The 16,491-nt window shown below is 71.0% G+C and carries 16 protein-coding genes and 1 tRNA gene; 9 read left to right on the top strand and 8 right to left on the bottom strand.

Annotated elements, in window-relative coordinates:
* Positions 1 to 1,286, top strand: a 1,286-nt coding sequence (locus QZ483_RS07405) for an oligosaccharide flippase family protein (protein WP_297082495.1), incomplete at its 5' end; no start/stop codon positions are given.
* Between the two features lie 27 nt (positions 1,287 to 1,313).
* Here the strand turns inward: QZ483_RS07405 and QZ483_RS07400 are convergent.
* Entirely contained in the window at positions 1,314 to 1,523 is a 210-nt protein-coding gene (locus QZ483_RS07400; RefSeq protein ID WP_297082493.1) for an FmdB family zinc ribbon protein, read from the bottom strand.
* 9 nt (positions 1,524 to 1,532) lie between these two features.
* Complete coding sequence (locus tag QZ483_RS07395; RefSeq protein WP_297082490.1) at positions 1,533 to 2,159, bottom strand: 5-formyltetrahydrofolate cyclo-ligase; 627 nt, start codon at positions 2,157 to 2,159, stop codon at positions 1,533 to 1,535.
* Positions 2,160 to 2,254: 95 nt separating this feature from the next.
* Between QZ483_RS07395 and glp the strand changes: the two genes are divergently transcribed.
* The 3 genes from glp to QZ483_RS07380 are packed head-to-tail and all read left to right on the top strand — an operon-like array spanning position 2,255 to position 5,109.
* Positions 2,255 to 3,478: a gephyrin-like molybdotransferase Glp gene (gene glp / locus QZ483_RS07390; protein ID WP_297082488.1), complete on the top strand. Its 1,224-nt coding sequence runs from the start codon at positions 2,255 to 2,257 to the stop codon at positions 3,476 to 3,478.
* A gap of 13 nt (positions 3,479 to 3,491) precedes the next feature.
* On the top strand, positions 3,492 to 4,058 hold the full coding sequence (locus QZ483_RS07385) for a GNAT family N-acetyltransferase (RefSeq protein WP_297082486.1): 567 nt from the start codon (positions 3,492 to 3,494) through the stop codon (positions 4,056 to 4,058).
* A gap of 52 nt (positions 4,059 to 4,110) precedes the next feature.
* The gene (locus tag QZ483_RS07380; RefSeq protein ID WP_297082483.1) at positions 4,111 to 5,109 is read left to right on the top strand and encodes a hypothetical protein; all 999 of its coding nucleotides are present in this window, start codon (positions 4,111 to 4,113) and stop codon (positions 5,107 to 5,109) included.
* A 264-nt stretch (positions 5,110 to 5,373) separates the two neighbouring features.
* On the opposite strand, the gene QZ483_RS07375 is transcribed toward QZ483_RS07380, so the two are convergent.
* From QZ483_RS07375 to QZ483_RS07360, 4 genes are all read right to left on the bottom strand, one after another.
* Positions 5,374 to 6,660, bottom strand: coding sequence for a glycosyltransferase (locus QZ483_RS07375; RefSeq protein ID WP_297082481.1), 1,287 nt, complete (start codon positions 6,658 to 6,660; stop codon positions 5,374 to 5,376).
* Complete coding sequence (locus QZ483_RS07370; protein WP_297082478.1) at positions 6,657 to 8,960, bottom strand: glycoside hydrolase domain-containing protein; 2,304 nt, start codon at positions 8,958 to 8,960, stop codon at positions 6,657 to 6,659. Before QZ483_RS07370 ends, QZ483_RS07375 begins: the two co-directional genes overlap by 4 nt.
* Positions 8,961 to 9,192: 232 nt before the next feature.
* On the bottom strand, positions 9,193 to 10,071 hold the full coding sequence (locus QZ483_RS07365) for a biopolymer transporter Tol (protein WP_297082476.1): 879 nt from the start codon (positions 10,069 to 10,071) through the stop codon (positions 9,193 to 9,195).
* A gap of 1 nt (position 10,072) precedes the next feature.
* Positions 10,073 to 10,699, bottom strand: a complete 627-nt coding sequence (locus tag QZ483_RS07360) for an HdeD family acid-resistance protein (RefSeq protein WP_297082474.1) — start codon at positions 10,697 to 10,699, stop codon at positions 10,073 to 10,075.
* Positions 10,700 to 10,861: 162 nt separating this feature from the next.
* Between QZ483_RS07360 and QZ483_RS07355 the strand changes: the two genes are divergently transcribed.
* Positions 10,862 to 11,977, top strand: a complete 1,116-nt coding sequence (locus QZ483_RS07355; RefSeq protein WP_297082472.1) for a glycosyltransferase family 4 protein — start codon at positions 10,862 to 10,864, stop codon at positions 11,975 to 11,977.
* Here the strand turns inward: QZ483_RS07355 and QZ483_RS07350 are convergent.
* Complete coding sequence (locus QZ483_RS07350) at positions 11,962 to 12,903, bottom strand: hypothetical protein (RefSeq protein ID WP_297082470.1); 942 nt, start codon at positions 12,901 to 12,903, stop codon at positions 11,962 to 11,964. The two genes, QZ483_RS07355 and QZ483_RS07350, sit on opposite strands and share 16 nt — an antisense overlap.
* Positions 12,904 to 13,009: 106 nt before the next feature.
* Here QZ483_RS07350 and QZ483_RS07345 point away from each other — a divergent pair.
* Positions 13,010 to 13,082 (top strand) — tRNA-Ala (locus tag QZ483_RS07345).
* A gap of 83 nt (positions 13,083 to 13,165) precedes the next feature.
* Positions 13,166 to 14,128: a sulfotransferase gene (locus tag QZ483_RS07340; RefSeq protein ID WP_297082467.1), complete on the top strand. Its 963-nt coding sequence runs from the start codon at positions 13,166 to 13,168 to the stop codon at positions 14,126 to 14,128.
* 37 nt (positions 14,129 to 14,165) lie between these two features.
* Here QZ483_RS07340 and QZ483_RS07335 read toward each other — a convergent pair whose 3' ends face one another.
* Positions 14,166 to 15,200, bottom strand: coding sequence for an ornithine cyclodeaminase (locus QZ483_RS07335; RefSeq protein ID WP_297082465.1), 1,035 nt, complete (start codon positions 15,198 to 15,200; stop codon positions 14,166 to 14,168).
* 183 nt (positions 15,201 to 15,383) lie between these two features.
* On the opposite strand from QZ483_RS07335, the gene QZ483_RS07330 reads away from it, so the two are divergent.
* Both QZ483_RS07330 and QZ483_RS07325 read left to right on the top strand, forming a co-directional pair.
* Positions 15,384 to 15,845: an Lrp/AsnC family transcriptional regulator gene (locus QZ483_RS07330; protein WP_297082496.1), complete on the top strand. Its 462-nt coding sequence runs from the start codon at positions 15,384 to 15,386 to the stop codon at positions 15,843 to 15,845.
* A 122-nt stretch (positions 15,846 to 15,967) separates the two neighbouring features.
* Positions 15,968 to 16,491 (top strand): FKBP-type peptidyl-prolyl cis-trans isomerase (locus QZ483_RS07325; protein ID WP_297082463.1); only part of this gene is annotated, 524 nt, incomplete at its 3' end.

Raw genomic sequence — 16,491 nt, 5'->3', positions numbered from 1 at the left:
GTATCCCCATGGCTCTCGCTCAGGCGCCCACGATCACGCGCACTGCGGAGTCCACGCTCTTCTACGCCAACGTCGCGCTCGGCGCTCTCGTGTCTCTGGCGATGGTGGTCGCGGCACCGCTGGTCGCGTACCTCACCGGGCACGAGATCCTCACCGAACTGGTGCGATGGCTCGCGATCGCTCCGCTCGCGGCAGCCATGCTCGGAATGCTCCGGGTCCGTCTCGCGCGCGGCATGCGTTTTCGCGCTCTCGCTGCGATCGAGGTGGCGGCTACCGCCATGGCGTTCGGGACTGCCATCGCGGTCGCGGCCGCCGGCCACCCGTACGTCGCGCTCGTGCTCCAGGCTCTGGTCCTGCCATGCGCTCAGCTCTTCCTGCTGGCCATCGTCTCGCGGTGGTGGCCGTCCGGCATCCACCGTCCTAGTCCGGTGGAGCGTGAGCTCGTCGGGATCGGACTGCGGGCGGTCGCGATCAACATGCTGCGGGAGGGCAGCCGCAACGCCATCGTTCCCGCACTGAGCATGGCTGCGCCACCGGCGCACGTCGGAGCTTTCGACCGCGCGCAGCAGCTGATCCTGATGCCCATCGGCCTCACTGTCGAGCAGATGAAGCGCGTTGCGTTGCCGGTTCTCGCGCGAGTGAGCGACGATGCCGAGCGCCTCGCCGCCTATTTCCGGCGCGCGCAGCAGCTGGCGACCTACGGAACGGCGACGCTGTTCGGACTGATGGCGGCGCTCGCCGAACCTGTCGTGCTCGTCCTGCTGGGGCGCGACTGGTCCGAGGCCGTGCCGCTGCTGCGGGTTCTCGCCATCGGAGGAGTGTTCCGTGCGCTGGGGCTGACGGCGCAGTGGCTCCATCTGGGCCCGGCCGCGATGTCACGCGGGCTGCGCTTCAACGTCGTGGCGCTGCCCGCGGTGGTCGTGATCGCGCTGCTGGGGCTTCCCTGGGGAGCTATGGGCGTCGCCGTCGCCTACGGCAGCGCGTGGATCCTCTACTGGCCCGTCGCGCTGCGCAGCGCTTCCCATGCGCACGGCCTGAACGCACGAGTCTTCCTGTTCGACGCCTCACGGGGCCTCATCCAGTTCGTGCTGCCCACGTCACTTGCCGCGGCGGTAGCGTCTTCCGTCCTCGACGGCACGGTGCTCTCGCTCGCGGCGGGGCTCGGTGCAGCGGCGGCCGTCGGGGCGGCCTCCGCCCTGGTGGCGCCACGAGTCAGGCGCGACTTCCTCGCCGTCTGGCACCTCGTGGGTCCCTCCGGGCACGGGTCGCCGGGCGAGGCGGGCTGAGAAACGTCGGTGACGGCCGGCGTCGGGTCAGGCGCCGGAGTCGGAGGACGCCTTCGCGCCCGCCCGCGAGTCCGTGCGGTAGAAGCCCGAGCCCTTGAACGTGACCCCGACGTTGCCGAAGACGCGGCGCAACGAGCCATCGCATGCGGGGCAGACCTCGAGAGCGTCGTCGTGGATCGACTGGACGGTATCGAAGGTGTGATCGCAGGCACGGCAGGCGTAGGCGTACGTGGGCATGGGCGTATTCTACTCGGTCAGATCAGTGAGGCCCTGCGGGGTCACCACGCGGTGCACTCCCACGTCGTGCGATTCGCGCGGAAGTGGCAACTCGCCGGCCCCGCGGAACTCCGCGGCGTACGTCAGCGCCACGATCGGCACACGCGGGTCGAGACCCTCGAGAGCGCGGTCGTACCAGCCGCCGCCCTGACCCAGCCGCGTGCCGTGACTGTCCACCGCGAGCGCGGGCACGATGACGATCTGCGCCTGCTCGATCGCCTCGGGCGGCAGGAACTCGCCACTGGGCTCGGGAGGCCGTCCCGGTGCCCTCTCGATCAGGTCATCAGCGCCCTGATACATGGTCCAGCCCCGCCGCAGGCCGTCGCCCAGGCGCGGAATGAGCACCTGGACGCCGCGCTCGAACAGCGCCTCGATGAGCGGCAGCGTGCCGGGCTCGTGCGCCCGCGACGCGTACACGGACACGCAGGTGGCCGTCGCGATCTCGGGAAGCTCGAGCACGTGGTCGCGCAGCTCCAGGGCGAGCTCCTCGCGGCGTCGCTCCGAGCGGTGCAGCCGCGCCTTGCGAATCGACGTGCGCAACTGTGCCTTGGCGTCCTCGGGAGCAGGGGATCGGGTCCCAGGGTGCCGGCTCGACATGGCCCCATTGTGGCAGGGCCATGTGTCAGACACGTGACACGCCGCCGCGTGCCGTGCTCGTGGACGCGCGCCACCGCGAGCGGAACAATGGCCGCATGACCGCACGCTCGCTCGCCGACCACCGCGACGCCGTGGCGGCGGCGCTCAGGCCCGGGCTGGTGCTGGACGTGCTGCTGGCCGACGCCGTGGGCGCGACGCTCGCCGAAGACCTCGTGGCTCCGGTCGACCTCCCGCCCCGACCCGTCGCGCAGCACGACGGCTACGCGGTCGTGTCGACGGACACGCGGGGCGCGACGGCCGATGCGCCGGTCAGGCTCGCGGTCTCGCACGACGTCAGCTTCGACGAGCGGGCACCGCGCCGCCACGTGCCGCGTGCCGCGGCGCGCATCCCGTCAGGAGCGGCGGTGCCGCTGGGAGCCGATGCGGTGGTGGCGCTGCGCGACACCGACCTGGGCGTGGCACGAGTGCAGATACGGCGCGACGTGCAGCCGGGCGAGGGCGTCCGAGGCGCCGGCTTCGACGCGCGCGGCGGATCGGTCCTCGTGCCGGAGGGCACGCGGCTCGGCCCGCGCCAGATCGCCGCGGCGGCAGCGCTGGGCCGCGCGCGCCTGCGCGTGCGACCTGTGCCCCGCGTGGTCGTGATCGCGGTGGGGGACGAGCTGATCGAGCCCGGGGCCTCGCGTCCCGGCGGCGGCGTGCCCGAGGCCACCACCCACATGCTCTCCGCCCTGGTGCTCGAGGCCGGTGCGAAGCCCTACCGCGTGGGTGCCGTGCCCGACGACGCGCTCGAACTGCGCGGCGCCCTCGAGGATCAGCTGGTGCGCGCGGACATGGTCATCACGACCGGCGGCCTGTCGGACGGACCCCACGACACCGTGGCCGAGGTGCTGGGCCGCCTCGGCGAGTTCGAGGCAGTCGACCTCGGGCTGCGCCCCGGCCGCCGCCACGGCCTGGGCATGATCCCAGCCGGGGACCGCGACGTGCCGGTGGTGGCGCTGCCGGGCTCCCCCGCATCGGCCGCCATGGGATTCGAGGCGTACGTGAGACGAGCGGTCCGCGTGCTCTGCGGCCACCCGAACGTCGAGCGCGCGCCCTTCAGGGCGCGAGCGCGCAAGCGCTGGATCGCGCCGCCCGGAGTCGTGACGGGCATGCCCGTGGTGGTGGACCGGCAGGGCGGCACGCTCGCCGTCACGCCCCTGGGGGCCGAGGACTTGTCGCTCGCGGACCTGGCGAGGGCCGATGCGGTGGTCTGGAGTGGTCCCGATCCTCACGTCATCGACGTGGGCGACGAGGTCGCGTGCACGGTGTGGGGCGGGTGATCGCGTGCGGCCCGTGGAGCTCACCGACGGCGCGCTGACGCTGCGGTGCCTCGAGCGCTCGGATGAGACCGCATGGCTGGACGTGCGTCGCCGCCACCGCGCGTGGCTCGCTCCGTGGGAGGCCTCGACGCCGCCGGGTCGCGACGAGCCGCCGGTCACGTTCCCGCAGCTCGTCCGTCGCGAGCGACGCCAGTGGAAGGACGAGTCCGGCTACCCGTTCGTCATGGTCCACGACGGCGCGCTCGTGGGGCGGATCACGGTGTCCGGCATCCGCTGGGGCGCCGAGTGCGGCGGGTCCCTGGGCTACTGGATCGCACAGAGCCACGCGGGCCGTGGCCTGACCACGCGGGCCGTGGCCCTCGTCAGCGAGTTCGCGTTCGGGCGAGGGCTGCATCGGCTCGAGATCGCGGTGCGGCCGGAGAACACGCGGAGCCTGCGGGTGGCGCGCAAGCTCGGCTTCCGCGACGAGGGTCTGCGGCCGTCGTATCTCTTCATCGACGGCGCCTGGCGCGACCATCTGGTGTTCGGACTTACTCAAGATGAGCCCCGGACAGGCCGATATTGGTCGGAAGGGCTCTGACACGCCGCGCGCCATCCGCGGCTGACCCGTGCCGCGGCCGTACCGTCGTCACATGGTTCCTGTAGGACTCCTCGCGATCATCGCCGTCGGACTCGTGGTCGCCTACGTCCTGCCCCAGCGGGTGCGCGAGCGCGGAGAGTACGCGCTCGTCCGGGTCGATGACCGCTACTCGTCGGACATGCGCGTCGTGAAGTCCTCGGCCGAGCGGGTCGAGCGGGCCGCGTTCCGCCCCTCGACGGACTCCGGCGAGGTCCCGCTGCTGTCCACGGGCGCCGCGCGCGCATCCCGCGCCTCGGATCGGGCCGAGTCGATGTCGCGCCCCACCACCCCGCTTGATCGCGCCGCCGTCCACGCCCAGCGCGAACGCCACGCGCTGCGTCGGGATCGGGCGCGCATCCAGGCCGAGCGCGCCGCACGCGCTCGCCGCCGCGGCACGGTCGCGCTGATCGCCACCGTGGTCGCCGCGGGCGCGTGGAGCCTCGTCGCGTTCGCCGGGGCATCGGCAGTGCTCGGCGCCGTCGCGACCTCCGCCCTCGTGGGCGTGGTCGCGTCCAGCACCCGCGCGGCGTCGGCCCAGCGCAAGGCGGATGCCGAGCTGGTGGCCGTGTCTCGCGAGGTCGAGGCCGCGGCGACGGCCACGCAGGCGCTGCGCGTCGTGTCGCGCGAGCGTGCTGCGGGCCACGAGTCCGAGCCCTCGGACGTCGCGACGCAGGCGATCCGGATCGTCACCGCCGAGGACCTCGCGCCGCTGCAGGCGCCGGCCACCGTTCCCGCGCCGGCGCTGCCCGAGGAGACCGTCGAGTCGGAGAGCACCCCCTGGACTCCCCAGGACGTTCCGGCCCCGGCCTACACGCTCAAGCCGACCGTGCGCCAGCGCGAGGCCCGGCCCATCAGCACCGACGACTACGACGCCTCCAAGGCGCGGGCGGCTCGGTGGGGCGACCTGCGGGCGGACGACGCTCCCGAGCACTCGACGGCCAACCGCGAGCCGGAGGCGACCACCGCCGCGCTCGACGCGATCCTCGCCCGGCGCCGCCAGGCATCGGCCTAGTCTCCACCCGGCCCGGCCTCAGCTTCCCCGTAGCCCCACCCCGGGCTCAGCACGCCGCCCGCCTCGACCGAGTCCACGGATGTATCGCTGACGCGCCCGTGGAGATGGCCCGGGCGTGCGAAGATTAACGGACGCATCGGGCTTGCGTACGTCGAAATGGCCCGGGCGTGCGGAAACCGGCGGACGCATCGGCCGCACGTCCGCGGGAGGCACCCGCGCGATACTCACCGCCCGGATGTGCGCGGGACCCGACCGCCAACCCGGCTAGCGCGCAGCCACCGCCAGCGCCACCTTCTCGAACAGCCGGTCGAACACGGGCCCACGGTCGAACTGCAGCGCGTAGGCGCGAGCGCGGGCCCGGTGGGCCACGCGTGCCGCCCGGTTCATGCCCAGCACCGCCGTGTCGATCGCGCCCGCGATCGCCGCGGGATCGTCGACCGGGACGATGAGCGCGGTGTCGCCCACGGCTTCGGGAATGCCGCCCGTGGTGGTCGTGATGACCGGCCCGCCGCCGGCGAGCATCTCCTCGACCAGCGCGATCCCGAACGTCTCCGTGAACTCCGGGCGGGGCTTGCTGGGAAGCGCGTAGGCCGAGCATGCGGCCATGAGGTGCGGCTTCTCCTCATCGCCCACGTCGTCGAGGAAGACGATCCGATCGGCGGCCGTCGACGACTCGGCGTAGCGCTGCAGCGTGGCCGCATCAGGGCCGCGACCGGCGATGACGAGGGTCTGCGAGTGGCCGGCCATCGACGCCGCGAAGCCGTCGATGAGGTCCTCGACGCCCTTCGCGGTGCCCAGGCGCGACAGGAACAGCACGTAGCCGTCGCGCGTGAGCCCGCGCTTCGCCAGGAGCCGGTCCGTGTCTGCCGCTTCGATGTCCAGGTAGGCCGAGGTGTCGATCGCGGGGTAGGAGATCTCGATGCGCAGGCGGCACTCGTCCGCGAAGGTGGTGCCGTTGATGGCGTCGATCTCCTCGGCCGCCGCGACGATCACCTCCTTGGTGTACTCCGAGACGGCGACGCACACGTCCTGCGACAGGTAGCTGGTGAGCACGTGCGCGGCGGCGCCGAAGCGCCCCTCCTCGACGCAGGCGCGCACCACGTCGGTGACGTCCGAGCCCACAGCCTCCGCCACCGTGGTGACGTTGACGGGAAGCCCGGTGGCCTCTGCGGCCCTCACCGCATCGGCCACCGCGATCGTGTGCGGCGACAGGTACAGCGACATGCACACGGTCGGCACGCCGTCGGTGAACAGCTCGATGAGCCGGCCGGTGAGGCCCGCGAGGTAGCGGCCATCGGGAATCTTGTAGCCGCCCACGGGGTCGGGACGCTCGACATGGATGCCGGCGCTGTAGGGCATCACGGTGTCGAGCGGCTTGAGCGGCAGCCCGGTCTCCTCGAGCCGGTCGAGGGGCCAGGTGAGGATCCGCACCTCGTCGAATCCACGCGCGAGCGCTGCCTCGGCGAGATTGCGGGCCTCGCCCGAATGGCCGCAGATCACAGGGTCCGCCCGGACGACGATGACCAGGCGACGGTCGGGACGTGCGTTCATGATGCCTCCTCGGATGGGTGACTCTCGATGGGTGGTGACAGCGGTGGGGCGTCGGGCCCGGCGGCGGTGGGCGGCGGGCCGAACGGGTCCGGCAGCGGTGCGCTCAGGCCGCCGGGTCGGTGCGACGGCGGGCGGTGCTGGGTTCCCCAGTCGCTGGGCTCGGGGCCCAGCGAGATGTGCAGCCTGCCGCCGTCATGGAGTGCGGTGCCGCTCATCCACGAGTCCCGCACGGGGGTGCCGTTGAAGCTGACGGCCTGGATGTACTGGACCGCTCCGCCCGGCTTGGGTTCGACGAACCCGGAGGTGTCGATGGTGAGCGTCCCGCGGGCCATGGGCATCGACGCGTACCTGAACGACGGCGGGTGGATCAGGAAGATGTTCTGGCCCGCGACGGGGAACAGGCCCAGCGTGGCCCACACGTACCAGCTGGACAACCCTCCCGAGTCGTCGTTGCCGGGCAGGCCGCCACGGCCGGTGCCGAACTGGTTGTTGACGATGCCGTGGACCACCTCGGCCGTGCGGTCCGGGCGCCCCGCGTAGTAGTACGTCCACGGGGACTCCATGTCGGGCTCGTTGTTGAGCCCCTCGAAGCGGCCGAGCGCGTAGCCGGCGGCCATCTCCTCCACCGACGGGGCCAGGCCGGGCTGCGTGACAGGCTCGGCGCCGTAGCCGAAGAAGTCGTCGAGGAGCTTCACGAACGCCTCGTCGCCGCCCGCGATCTCGATGCGCCCCGCCATGTCGTGCTGGAGCCGGAACGAGTAGTTGTAGCGGGTGCCCTCGTAGTAGGTCGAGTCCTTGAGCAGCCCGGTGTCAGGGCTGTAGGCGTTGACCCACCGCGTGGCGAGCTGGGTGAACTCTTCAGCCAGCGCGTCGTCTCCCACGAGCGTCGCGATGTGGCGCGTGCACCAGTACCCGAACGCGATGTCGAGCGTGTGGCTGATCGGGTGCGCGTGGCCGTGCTGGAGGTAGTCCTCGCCGTACGTGCGACGGAGGTCCGTGGCGAGATGGACGAGCGCCCAGTCCCAGTCGATACCGGGCAGCCCCAGCTGGCAGATGTCGCTGAGAAGCGTGTGGGCGAGGGCGCTGCCCTGGCGGCCGAATCGGTCCGAACCACGCGCCATTCGGTAGCCGATCGGGAGATTGCCCTCCTCCTCGCAGATGGTCAGCAGCGCGTTCGCGAGTTCGACCGCCCGTTCCGGCGCGAGCGCGGTCAGCAGCGGCAACTGCGTCCGGTAGATGTCCCACATCGTGGAGATATCGAAGACCCACGGGCCCTTCGACGGCCAGAACGGGCTCTCGTCCGCCGCGAAGCTGGGCTTGACGAGCGAGTGGTACAGCGCGGTGGCGAAGATCTGGCGGCGGTCGTCGTCGGTCTCGATGCGGATCGAGTCGAGCGAGCTGCGCCACTCCTCGGCGGTGCGCTCCCGGCGGGTCTCGAACGCGGGGGAGCGGTCGTCGCAGTCGCGGCGCAGGTTCTTCTTGGCCTGATCCACGCCCCGCAGCGAGAAGCCCACGCGGAGCTCGACGGTCTGGCCCGCAAGCGACGGGCCCGCCCACATGAGGCCGAAGGGTCGCAGCGTGGTGGGGCGGATGTGGTCGAGGTCCAGCCGCGTGCCGCCGGGCATGAGGCGCCGGTCGTACCAGAGCATCTGGCGCCATCCCTCGACGTCGCACTCGAGGTGGACGGCGAGCGGCGCGCCCTCGACCACGATTTCTCCCTGGGCGACTCCCGGAGAGACGGACTCGAGATGGCCGCGCAGCGGCACGGTGCCGCCATAGGGGATCTTGAGCCCGCCCATCGAGAAGTCGACCACCACGCGCGCGTCGTGGTGCTCGGGGAACGTGTAGCGGTGGACGGCGCTCTTGGGGCCCACGGTGAGCTCCGCGCGGATGCCGCCGTCGAGCGTCGCCGAGTAGTACCCGGGCGCCGCCTCCTCGTCCGTCAGCTCCCAGTCGCGGCCCAGCACGTCGAGCGGCTCGAGCATGGGCGAGACGCGGAAGTAGTTGTAGTACTTGCGGATCGCGCCGGTGCCCGACTGCTGGAAGTGGGTGAAGCCGGAGGCGCGGTTGCCGTCGTGCAGGCGCGGAGGGACTCCCTCGGTGGACAGGTCGTAGGGCCCGTAGCCGGTCGGGTAGCCGCCCGAGTAGGCGCACGCGCTTACCATGCCCAGGGGGTACGACGCGCCGGGGTGGGTGTTGCCGACAGAGGGCTTGGGCCACCACCAGGTCGCCGCCAGGCCGGTGGGCACGGGCAGGTCGGTCTCGGCGGTGCCGATGAACGGATCGACGTACTGGAACACAGGCCCGACCTCCTCCCTGCCAGGCCCAGGGTGCTGCACCGGACCCGACGCTATGCCCTGACGGTAGGACGCGCGGATGTTGGGGGCGTTGCGCGCGTGTGACGATCTCGTGTCGCCCTGGGCAGGGAGGGCCGATGTGCGGACTGGCTGGGGCCGATGCGCGGGCTGGGTGGGCGAGGCCGGCCCAGGGTGGGCGAGGCCGCGCTGGGTGGGCGAGGCCGCGCTGGGCGCGTCAGTCGAGCGGGTAGTCGACGTACGCGAGGTGGCGCGAGTCGGGCGCCCAGCTGGGGACGTTGATGGTTCCCTGGCCTCCGAACAGGTGCACCAGGTCGCGGACTCCCGACCCGTCCGGCGCGGCCAGGCGCAGGATCACGTCGAGGTTCTCCGGATGGCCCAGCGTGCCCGGCGGGAAGCTGACGTATGCCATCCGCGTGCCATCCGGGCTCACGTGCGGGAACCAGTTGACGCGCTCGTCGTGCGTCAGCTGCTCGAGGCCCGTGCCGTCGGGGCGCATGCGGAAGAGCTGCGCGTGACCCGGCGCATCGGTGCCGCGCTCGGAGTTGAAGTACACCCATGCGCCGTCGGGGGAGAACTCGGAGCCGTCGTCCGGGTGCGCGTCGTCGGTGAGCTGACTGTCCTGGCCTCCCGCGGCGGGGACGGTGAAGACGTTGGTGACCACCGCATCGGCCGTCCTGCCCATGCCGATGTACGCGAGTGTCTCCCCGTCAGGGGAGATGCCGTGGAGGTAGTGGCGGAAGTCGCCGTTGTCGTTCGTCACGCGGCGGCTCGAGCGGCCCGCGTACGGCACCGCGTAGATGTGGCCGTCATCGGACGAGACGTAGACCGCGGCGCCGTCGGGGGATAGCACGTGGTCGTTGTTGATCTCCGGGACGCCCGCGAGGTCGATCTCGGTGAGAGTGGGATCGGAGCCGTCGGCGGCGATGCGGAACAGCCGTCCGTCGCCGTTGACTACCAGGTCGCGACCGTCGGGCGTCCAGTTGGGAGCCTCGAACAGCAGGGCGTCGTCCTCGAGCACCAGGCGGCGCTCGCCGGTGTCGACGTCGAGGACCCAGAGCCGGGACCGCTGCCCGGCCAGGAGCGACCGCGGCACGTCAGCCGTCGATGGTCTGCGGGGCCTTCGCGAGGTCCTTGCCCAGCGCGAATGCCTGAATGATCCCGGCGATGCCGATGAGGACCAGCGAGATGCCCACGAGCATCACGAGCGCGAACGCGGTCCACGTGGGCACCACGATCACGGCGATGCCCGCGAGGATCGAGATGGTGCCGCGAACGTAGCCCCAGGCGGAGCCGCTCGAGCGCCCGGTCTCTGCGAGTGTCGCGACGCCGTCGATGATCCACCCGACCCCGATGAGGATCACTACGAAGACCGTGAGCACGCCGGTCGCGGCGGTCAGGTTCTTGAGCACGACGATGCCGCCGAAGACCAGGAAGAGCCCCAGGATGATGTTGAGCACGCGGAAGCCGGTGGCGACCTCGCGCGAGAACACGCCGACCGCGACGCGGACGATTCCGGTGAGCAGGAAGAACACGCCGGTGAGCGCGCCGGCGACCACGAGCGTCTTGCCGGGCCACACCAGCAGGGCGATGCCGATGACGACCGCGATCGTCGCCAGCACGCCGATCATCGTGCGGGCCATGCCAACGGCCTTGCGGCCCAGGGTCTCGGCGTCGAGCGCGATGCCGTCGACGGTGAACTGGCGGGGAGGGGTGGACGACATGCCTGCTCCTTGTTGCAGTGACGGGAACCTGCCCTCATGCTAGCGAGCCCGGCGCCGCGCGGCTCGCAGTGGACGAGGACGTCGCCGTCGGGGCGCCAGTAGGTCTCGTACGATGAGGCGCATGGCTGTGCACGATCCCGACGCCCACCGAGGCTCGCGCACATGAGGACTCTCTTCGTCACCCGCAAGTACCCGCCGAGCGTCGGCGGCATGCAGGCCATGGCGCAGAGCCTGCACGATGCGTTCGCGCGCCAGAGCGGGCATGAGGTGGAGCTCATCAAGTGGGGTGGGTCCGCGAAGTGGCTACCGGTGGTCTACCCGTGGCTCGCCGTGCGCACTGTCGCAGCGGCCTTGCGGCGGAGACCAGACGTCGTCTACCTGCAGGACGGCGTCCTCGCGCCGATCGCAGTGCTCGTGAAGAAGGTCGCGCCAGCGGTGCCCGTGGTCCTGACGGTCCACGGGCTCGAAGTGACGTACCCGAACCGGATGTACCGCCGGATGGTACTGCCGACCATCGGGCGCTGCGATCTCGTGATCGGCGTGAGTTCGGCGTCTGCGGACGCCGTGCGGGCGTCACTGCCCGATGTCGAGGTCGCCACGATCGCCAACGGCGTGAGCGACGCGTTCCGCGCTTCGGGTGATCGCGAGGCTGCGCGTCGCTCGCTCGAGCGTGCGGCTTCGTTGCGGGACGGAGACCTCGCGGGCGTGCCGGTAGTCGGGACAGCAGGCCGGCTCGTGCGCCGCAAGGGTGTGCGCTGGTTTGTCGACGAGGTGATGCCGAGGCTTGTCGCGCGCCACCCCTCGATCCGCTATGTCGTGGCTGGATCGGGACCTGAGCTCGATCCCCTGCGTCGCGAAGTCGCGAGGCGTGGGCTCGAGGAGCACGTCCACCTGCTCGGATTGGTCGACGACGGTGTTCGGAACGCGCTCTACGTCAGCGCCGACGTCTTCGCCATGCCCGCGATCCCGGTCGAGGGCGACATCGAGGGCTTCGGCCTGGTCGCGCTCGAGGCCTCCTCGTGCGGCACGCCCGTGGTGGCCGCAGCCCTGGGCGGGATCGTGGATGCCGTCATCGAGGGCCGCAACGGCACTCTCGTCGCGGCCGAGGATCCGTCGGCGTTCGCCGATGCCGTTTCGCGCGTGATCGATGGCGGTGCCGGCGGCCGACAAGCGATCCGTGCCTTCGTGATGGAGCGCTTCAGCTGGGATGGAGTAGCTGAGCGCTACCGGGCTGCCTTCGAGCGCGTGAGCGGAGCCCGCGGTCAGGAGTATCCGTAGCGGCGCATCTGGTGGTGAGCGAGCAGGGCCACCAGGCGTTGCTTGGCCTCGGGCATCGCCGTTCGCCACTCGTCGCGAGGCGCAACCGTGATGCGCCCCGAGCGCGAATCGAGCGGATTGCCGGCGATCGTGTGAACGCCGTCCTCGTGCACATCGAAGACCGCGTCGTCGACCGCGCCGGGATCCCCTCCGCCGAATTCAACCATGGCGCGCAGCTCCAGCAGCGGGCGGTCGACGAAGTCCTCGTAGCGCTGCACGCGGTAGTCAGCGAGGCCCGTGGTGCGAACGGTCTCGGTGAGCGCATTCGAGACGACCCACGCGGCGGCACTGCGAGCGACGTTGTGGCGCGGCATCATGCGAACCTCGTGCGTGATTTCGGGGCGCACCTTGGGGCGTTCCCACGAGTAAGCGACGGCGCGCGGATCGCGGACGAGCAGCATCGAGCGCCACGACATGTCCTCCTGGCGCGGGCCGTGAATCAGTCCGAGCGCATGCATGGGGTACTTGGAGGAGTCAACCACCACCACAGCCCCGGTGAGCTCGTGCACGGCCCGGTAGATCCGCGCGAAGGCATCGGCATATGTCGCCAGGTGGCGGCGCATGGTCGGGGTGCGCCACCGGCTGCGGGTGATGGCCGGCGCCGCGGCGACCCGGTTGACCTCGCGGAACGCCGCCAGGATGCGATCGCGATCGTGCCCCTCGGGGAACGCTGTCCGGAGGATCAGGCCCCATCGGGGGCACTCCGTGACCTCCCGCCCGCACGCGCAGTGCTCACGATCGTCCACCACCCGACCGAAGAGGTGGCGAACCTCGCCGAGCACGGCGACGCCCTCGACCTGCGACAGCAGGAGTTCGATCACGGTGCTTCCCGAGCGGCCGTACCCGCCGATGAAGAGCACGTTCACTGGGGTTGCGGAGCGGTCCACCCGCCCATGCTAGGCGATGGGCGGGTGAGGCTCGGCGGCGCTCTGGGGGATCTCTCGGGTGGTGGAGGAGCGGCTCGTCCGAGTGGTAACCTGTCCTACGCATCAAGGGGCTGTGGCGCAGTTGGTAGCGCGTCTCGTTCGCAATGAGAAGGTCAGGGGTTCGATTCCCCTCAGCTCCACTTCGAGGGTCGTTTCGTCACGAGGCGGCCCTCTTGGCATTCCGGGCCGCAGACGCCGCGGGCGCACGGTCGGGGAGGGACGCATGACTTCACGCAGGCTCGACTTCGCGATCGTGGGCGAACCGAAGTCGGGCACCACAGCGCTCGCCAGCTTCCTGGGAGAGCACCCGGGCATCGCGTTCTCCGTGCCCAAGGAGACGGCGCTGTTCGCGACCGACCTCCACCGGGAGTCCGATGCCTTCCACGGCCGTCCCGCCTACTATCACCTGCGAGGCGAGTCGGATCTGCCGCAGTTGTTCGCACACGCGAAGCCTGGCCAACTGCTGGGGGAGGGATCGACGTCGTCGCTGTTCTCTCAGGAGGCTGCCGCGAACCTGCACGCGCACAACCCGGGCCTGAAGGTGGTGGCGATGCTGCGCGAGCCCGTGTCGATGCTGCATGCGCTGCACGGTCAGTACGTGAATGAGACGGTCGAGGACATTGAGGACTTCGCGGCGGCGATCGCGGCCGAGGCTGACCGCAGGCGCGGCGACCGGATCCCGTCGCGAGTCCGGGCGCCCTCGTATCTCCACTACACCGATCGCGCTCGCTACGCGACGCACTTGCAGCGCTTCATCGATCTGTTCGGCCGCAGTCAGGTCCTCGTGGTCCTGCACGAGGACTTCCGCAGGGACAACGCCGCCTGGTATCGCCGCGTGCTCGAGCACATCGGCGCCGATCCGGAGTTCGTGCCAGCGTTCACCGAGATCCACGGCACGGTGACGGCCCGCTCGGCGCGCCTCAATCGATTGCTGAATGGCCCGCGACTCAAGCGGGCGCTCCATGGCGTGCTTGGCCCGGCCGCCTACACGCGGCTCCGCGCCGGAGTCGTCCGTGCAATGATGCGGCCGGACGCGCGGGCTGACGTGCCGCCGTCGCTTCGCGCAACCCTGCACGATCAGCTGCGCCCGGAGGTCGAGAAGGTCTCCCGGATGCTCGACCGCGACCTCGTCGAGCTGTGGGACATGGGAGGCCGCGAGTCTCGCGGGCACGCGAGCGACGGCTAGCTGCGGGATCACCGCACGTTTCCGGAGCGGCCGCCGCCTATGCGCCCACGCGCGCGTCCGCGGCCACGAGAGAGAACAGATCCTTGGGGTCGGACGGGTCCGCGACGATATCGATCTCTTCGACGAAGTCCGTGCCCGTCACGGCCGCTCGCACGTACTTGAGCGCGGAGAAGTCCTCCATCGCAAAGCCCACGGAGTCGAAGACCGTGACGTCGTGCGCGCGAGCCCGCCCCGCGGCCTCGCCGTTCAGCACATCCCACAAGGCCGTGACGGGGAAGCTCGCCGGCATCTGCTGGATCTCGCCCTCGATGCGCGTCTGCTCCTCGAACTCGACCGCGACCAGATCCGCGCGCTCGAGGATCGCGGCGTCGAGCTCGGTCTTGCCCGGGCAGTCGCCGCCGATCGCGTTGAGGTGCATGCCCGGCTCGATCATGTCCGCGGTGAGGACGGTCGCGTTGGTCTTGTCCGCGGTGCAGGTGGTGACGACGTCCGCGCCGGCGACGGCATCCGCCGCGCTGGTCGCGGCACGCACCCGCAGGCCCGAGCCGTGCAGGTTGCGCACGACCTTCTCGATCGCGGCGGGGTCCGTGTCCCACACCGCCACGGTGTCGATGCCGAGCGCGGCGCGCATCCCGAGCGCCTGGAACTCGGCCTGGCTGCCGGCGCCGATGAGCGCGAGGGTCTGGCTGTCGGGACGTGCCAGCGCGCGGGCGGCGACGCCCGAGGTCGCGGCGGTCCGCAGCGCGGTGAGGATCGTCATCTCGGAGACGAGCAGGGGGTAGCCGGACGCGACGTCGGACAGGACGCCGAATGCGGTGACCGTCTGGAGGCCCCGCGCCGGGTTGGACGGGTGGCCGTTGACGTACTTGAACGCGTACTGCGCGCCGTCCGAGGTGGGCATGAGCTCGATGACGCCCACGGGCGAGTGCGAGGCGATGCGGGCGGTCTTGTCGAAGCGGCGCCAGTGCTGGAGATCCTCGCGCACCGCCTCCATGAGCGAGCCGATGATCGACTCCGCCCCCACTGTCGACACCCAGCGCCGCATCTGCGGAACGCCCACGAACTGCACCATCTCGCCCACCTCCAGGTCACATCGGCTCAAGTCCTGCGAAAGCACACGTCCCCGAAGGTTCGGGGACCTCTTCAGTCTCTCAGGGATATCGTGCGGGTTTCTTGACACCCACGGGCCTTCCTTGCGTAGTCTCTGACCTGAGCGCACGAATCATGCGACCGCTGAGAGGGATCTGCCGTGAGCATCGACGACCTGGACCGCCGGATCCTCACGATCCTCCGCACGGACGGCCGCGCGAGCTTCGCGCAGATCGGCGACGACGTGGGCCTGTCGCCGTCCGCGGTGAAGCGGCGCGTCGACCGGATGGTCGCCGACGGCGTGATCCAGGGCTTCGCCGCGATGGTGGATCCGCAGATCGAGGGCCGCTCCACCGAGGCATACGTCGAGCTCTTCTGCCGCGGCACCGTGGCCCCCGAGGAGCTCACGCGCATCCTCAGCCGCATCCCCGATGTCGACGAGGCGTTCACGGTGACCGGCAGCGCGGATGCGATCGTCCGCATCCGCGCGGTGAGCCCGCCTGCCCTCGAAGTCGCCCTGGAGAAGGTGCGGCTGGCGCCACAGGTGGACTCGACGCGGTCGGCGATCGTCCTGTCACGACTGTTCGGTCCTCTCGCCGGCGACCTGGGCCGCGACGACGCGCTGTAGGGTCGCAGAGCGGTCGACCGGAGTCGGGAACCTTTTGCCGGTCCCAAAGGTTGACCATGTGCCGCCAGGAGCCTCTTCGAGCGCCCCGGCGTGCCCGCAGACTATTTGAGGAGCACCATCCCGTGAAGAAGCACCTGCCCATCGTCGCGACCGCCGCGGCCGCCGCCCTGGTCCTCGCCGGCTGTTCCGGCGAGACCTCTGAGCCGGATGCGAGCGCCTCCGGCGACTCGATGACCGTCGTGTCCGACGGCACCGGGTTCGGCACCGAGGCTGACGTCGCGGCCCTGAGCGCGATCACCTGGAGCGAGGACGAGGACGGCTACCCGGTCCTCGAGCTGGAGCCCCCGGCCTCACTGAGCGACGCGACGGCCGTGGTCGTCGACGCAGGCGACGGCGACCCCGTCGTCGAGGGCGATGTCGTCACGGTGGATTACACCATCACCAATGGCGCCGACGGCACGGTCCTGTACTCGACCTACGAGTCCGCCGCCCCCGAGTCGTTCACCGTCGACGAGCAGCTCGCGCCGGTCCTGTACGAGGCGTTCAGGACCGTCAACGTGGGTGCGGACGTGCTGTTCGGCAGCGTGGACACCACCGCCGAGGACGTCGACCAGTCGACGGTCTACATGGCCGTGACGATCACCGC

The organism is uncultured Demequina sp., from assembly GCF_913055775.1.
In the GTDB taxonomy this organism is placed as follows: Bacteria; Actinomycetota; Actinomycetes; order Actinomycetales; family Demequinaceae; genus Demequina.
Note: the sequence above shows the minus strand (reverse complement) of the source record. Positions and strands in the feature narration are given on the sequence as shown.

What these genes read in the sequence shown, in the direction of transcription:
- QZ483_RS07400 (WP_297082493.1), bottom strand. Translation starts at nt 1,523, where the DNA reads ATGCCCACGTACGCCTACGCCTGCCGTGCCTGCGATCACACCTTCGAT.
- QZ483_RS07395 (WP_297082490.1), bottom strand. Translation starts at nt 2,159, where the DNA reads ATGTCGAGCCGGCACCCTGGGACCCGATCCCCTGCTCCCGAGGACGCC.
- glp (WP_297082488.1), top strand. Translation starts at nt 2,255, where the DNA reads ATGACCGCACGCTCGCTCGCCGACCACCGCGACGCCGTGGCGGCGGCG.
- QZ483_RS07380 (WP_297082483.1), top strand. Translation starts at nt 4,111, where the DNA reads ATGGTTCCTGTAGGACTCCTCGCGATCATCGCCGTCGGACTCGTGGTC.
- QZ483_RS07375 (WP_297082481.1), bottom strand. Translation starts at nt 6,660, where the DNA reads ATGAACGCACGTCCCGACCGTCGCCTGGTCATCGTCGTCCGGGCGGAC.
- QZ483_RS07360 (WP_297082474.1), bottom strand. Translation starts at nt 10,699, where the DNA reads ATGTCGTCCACCCCTCCCCGCCAGTTCACCGTCGACGGCATCGCGCTC.
- QZ483_RS07355 (WP_297082472.1), top strand. Translation starts at nt 10,862, where the DNA reads ATGAGGACTCTCTTCGTCACCCGCAAGTACCCGCCGAGCGTCGGCGGC.
- QZ483_RS07340 (WP_297082467.1), top strand. Translation starts at nt 13,166, where the DNA reads ATGACTTCACGCAGGCTCGACTTCGCGATCGTGGGCGAACCGAAGTCG.
- QZ483_RS07335 (WP_297082465.1), bottom strand. Translation starts at nt 15,200, where the DNA reads ATGGTGCAGTTCGTGGGCGTTCCGCAGATGCGGCGCTGGGTGTCGACA.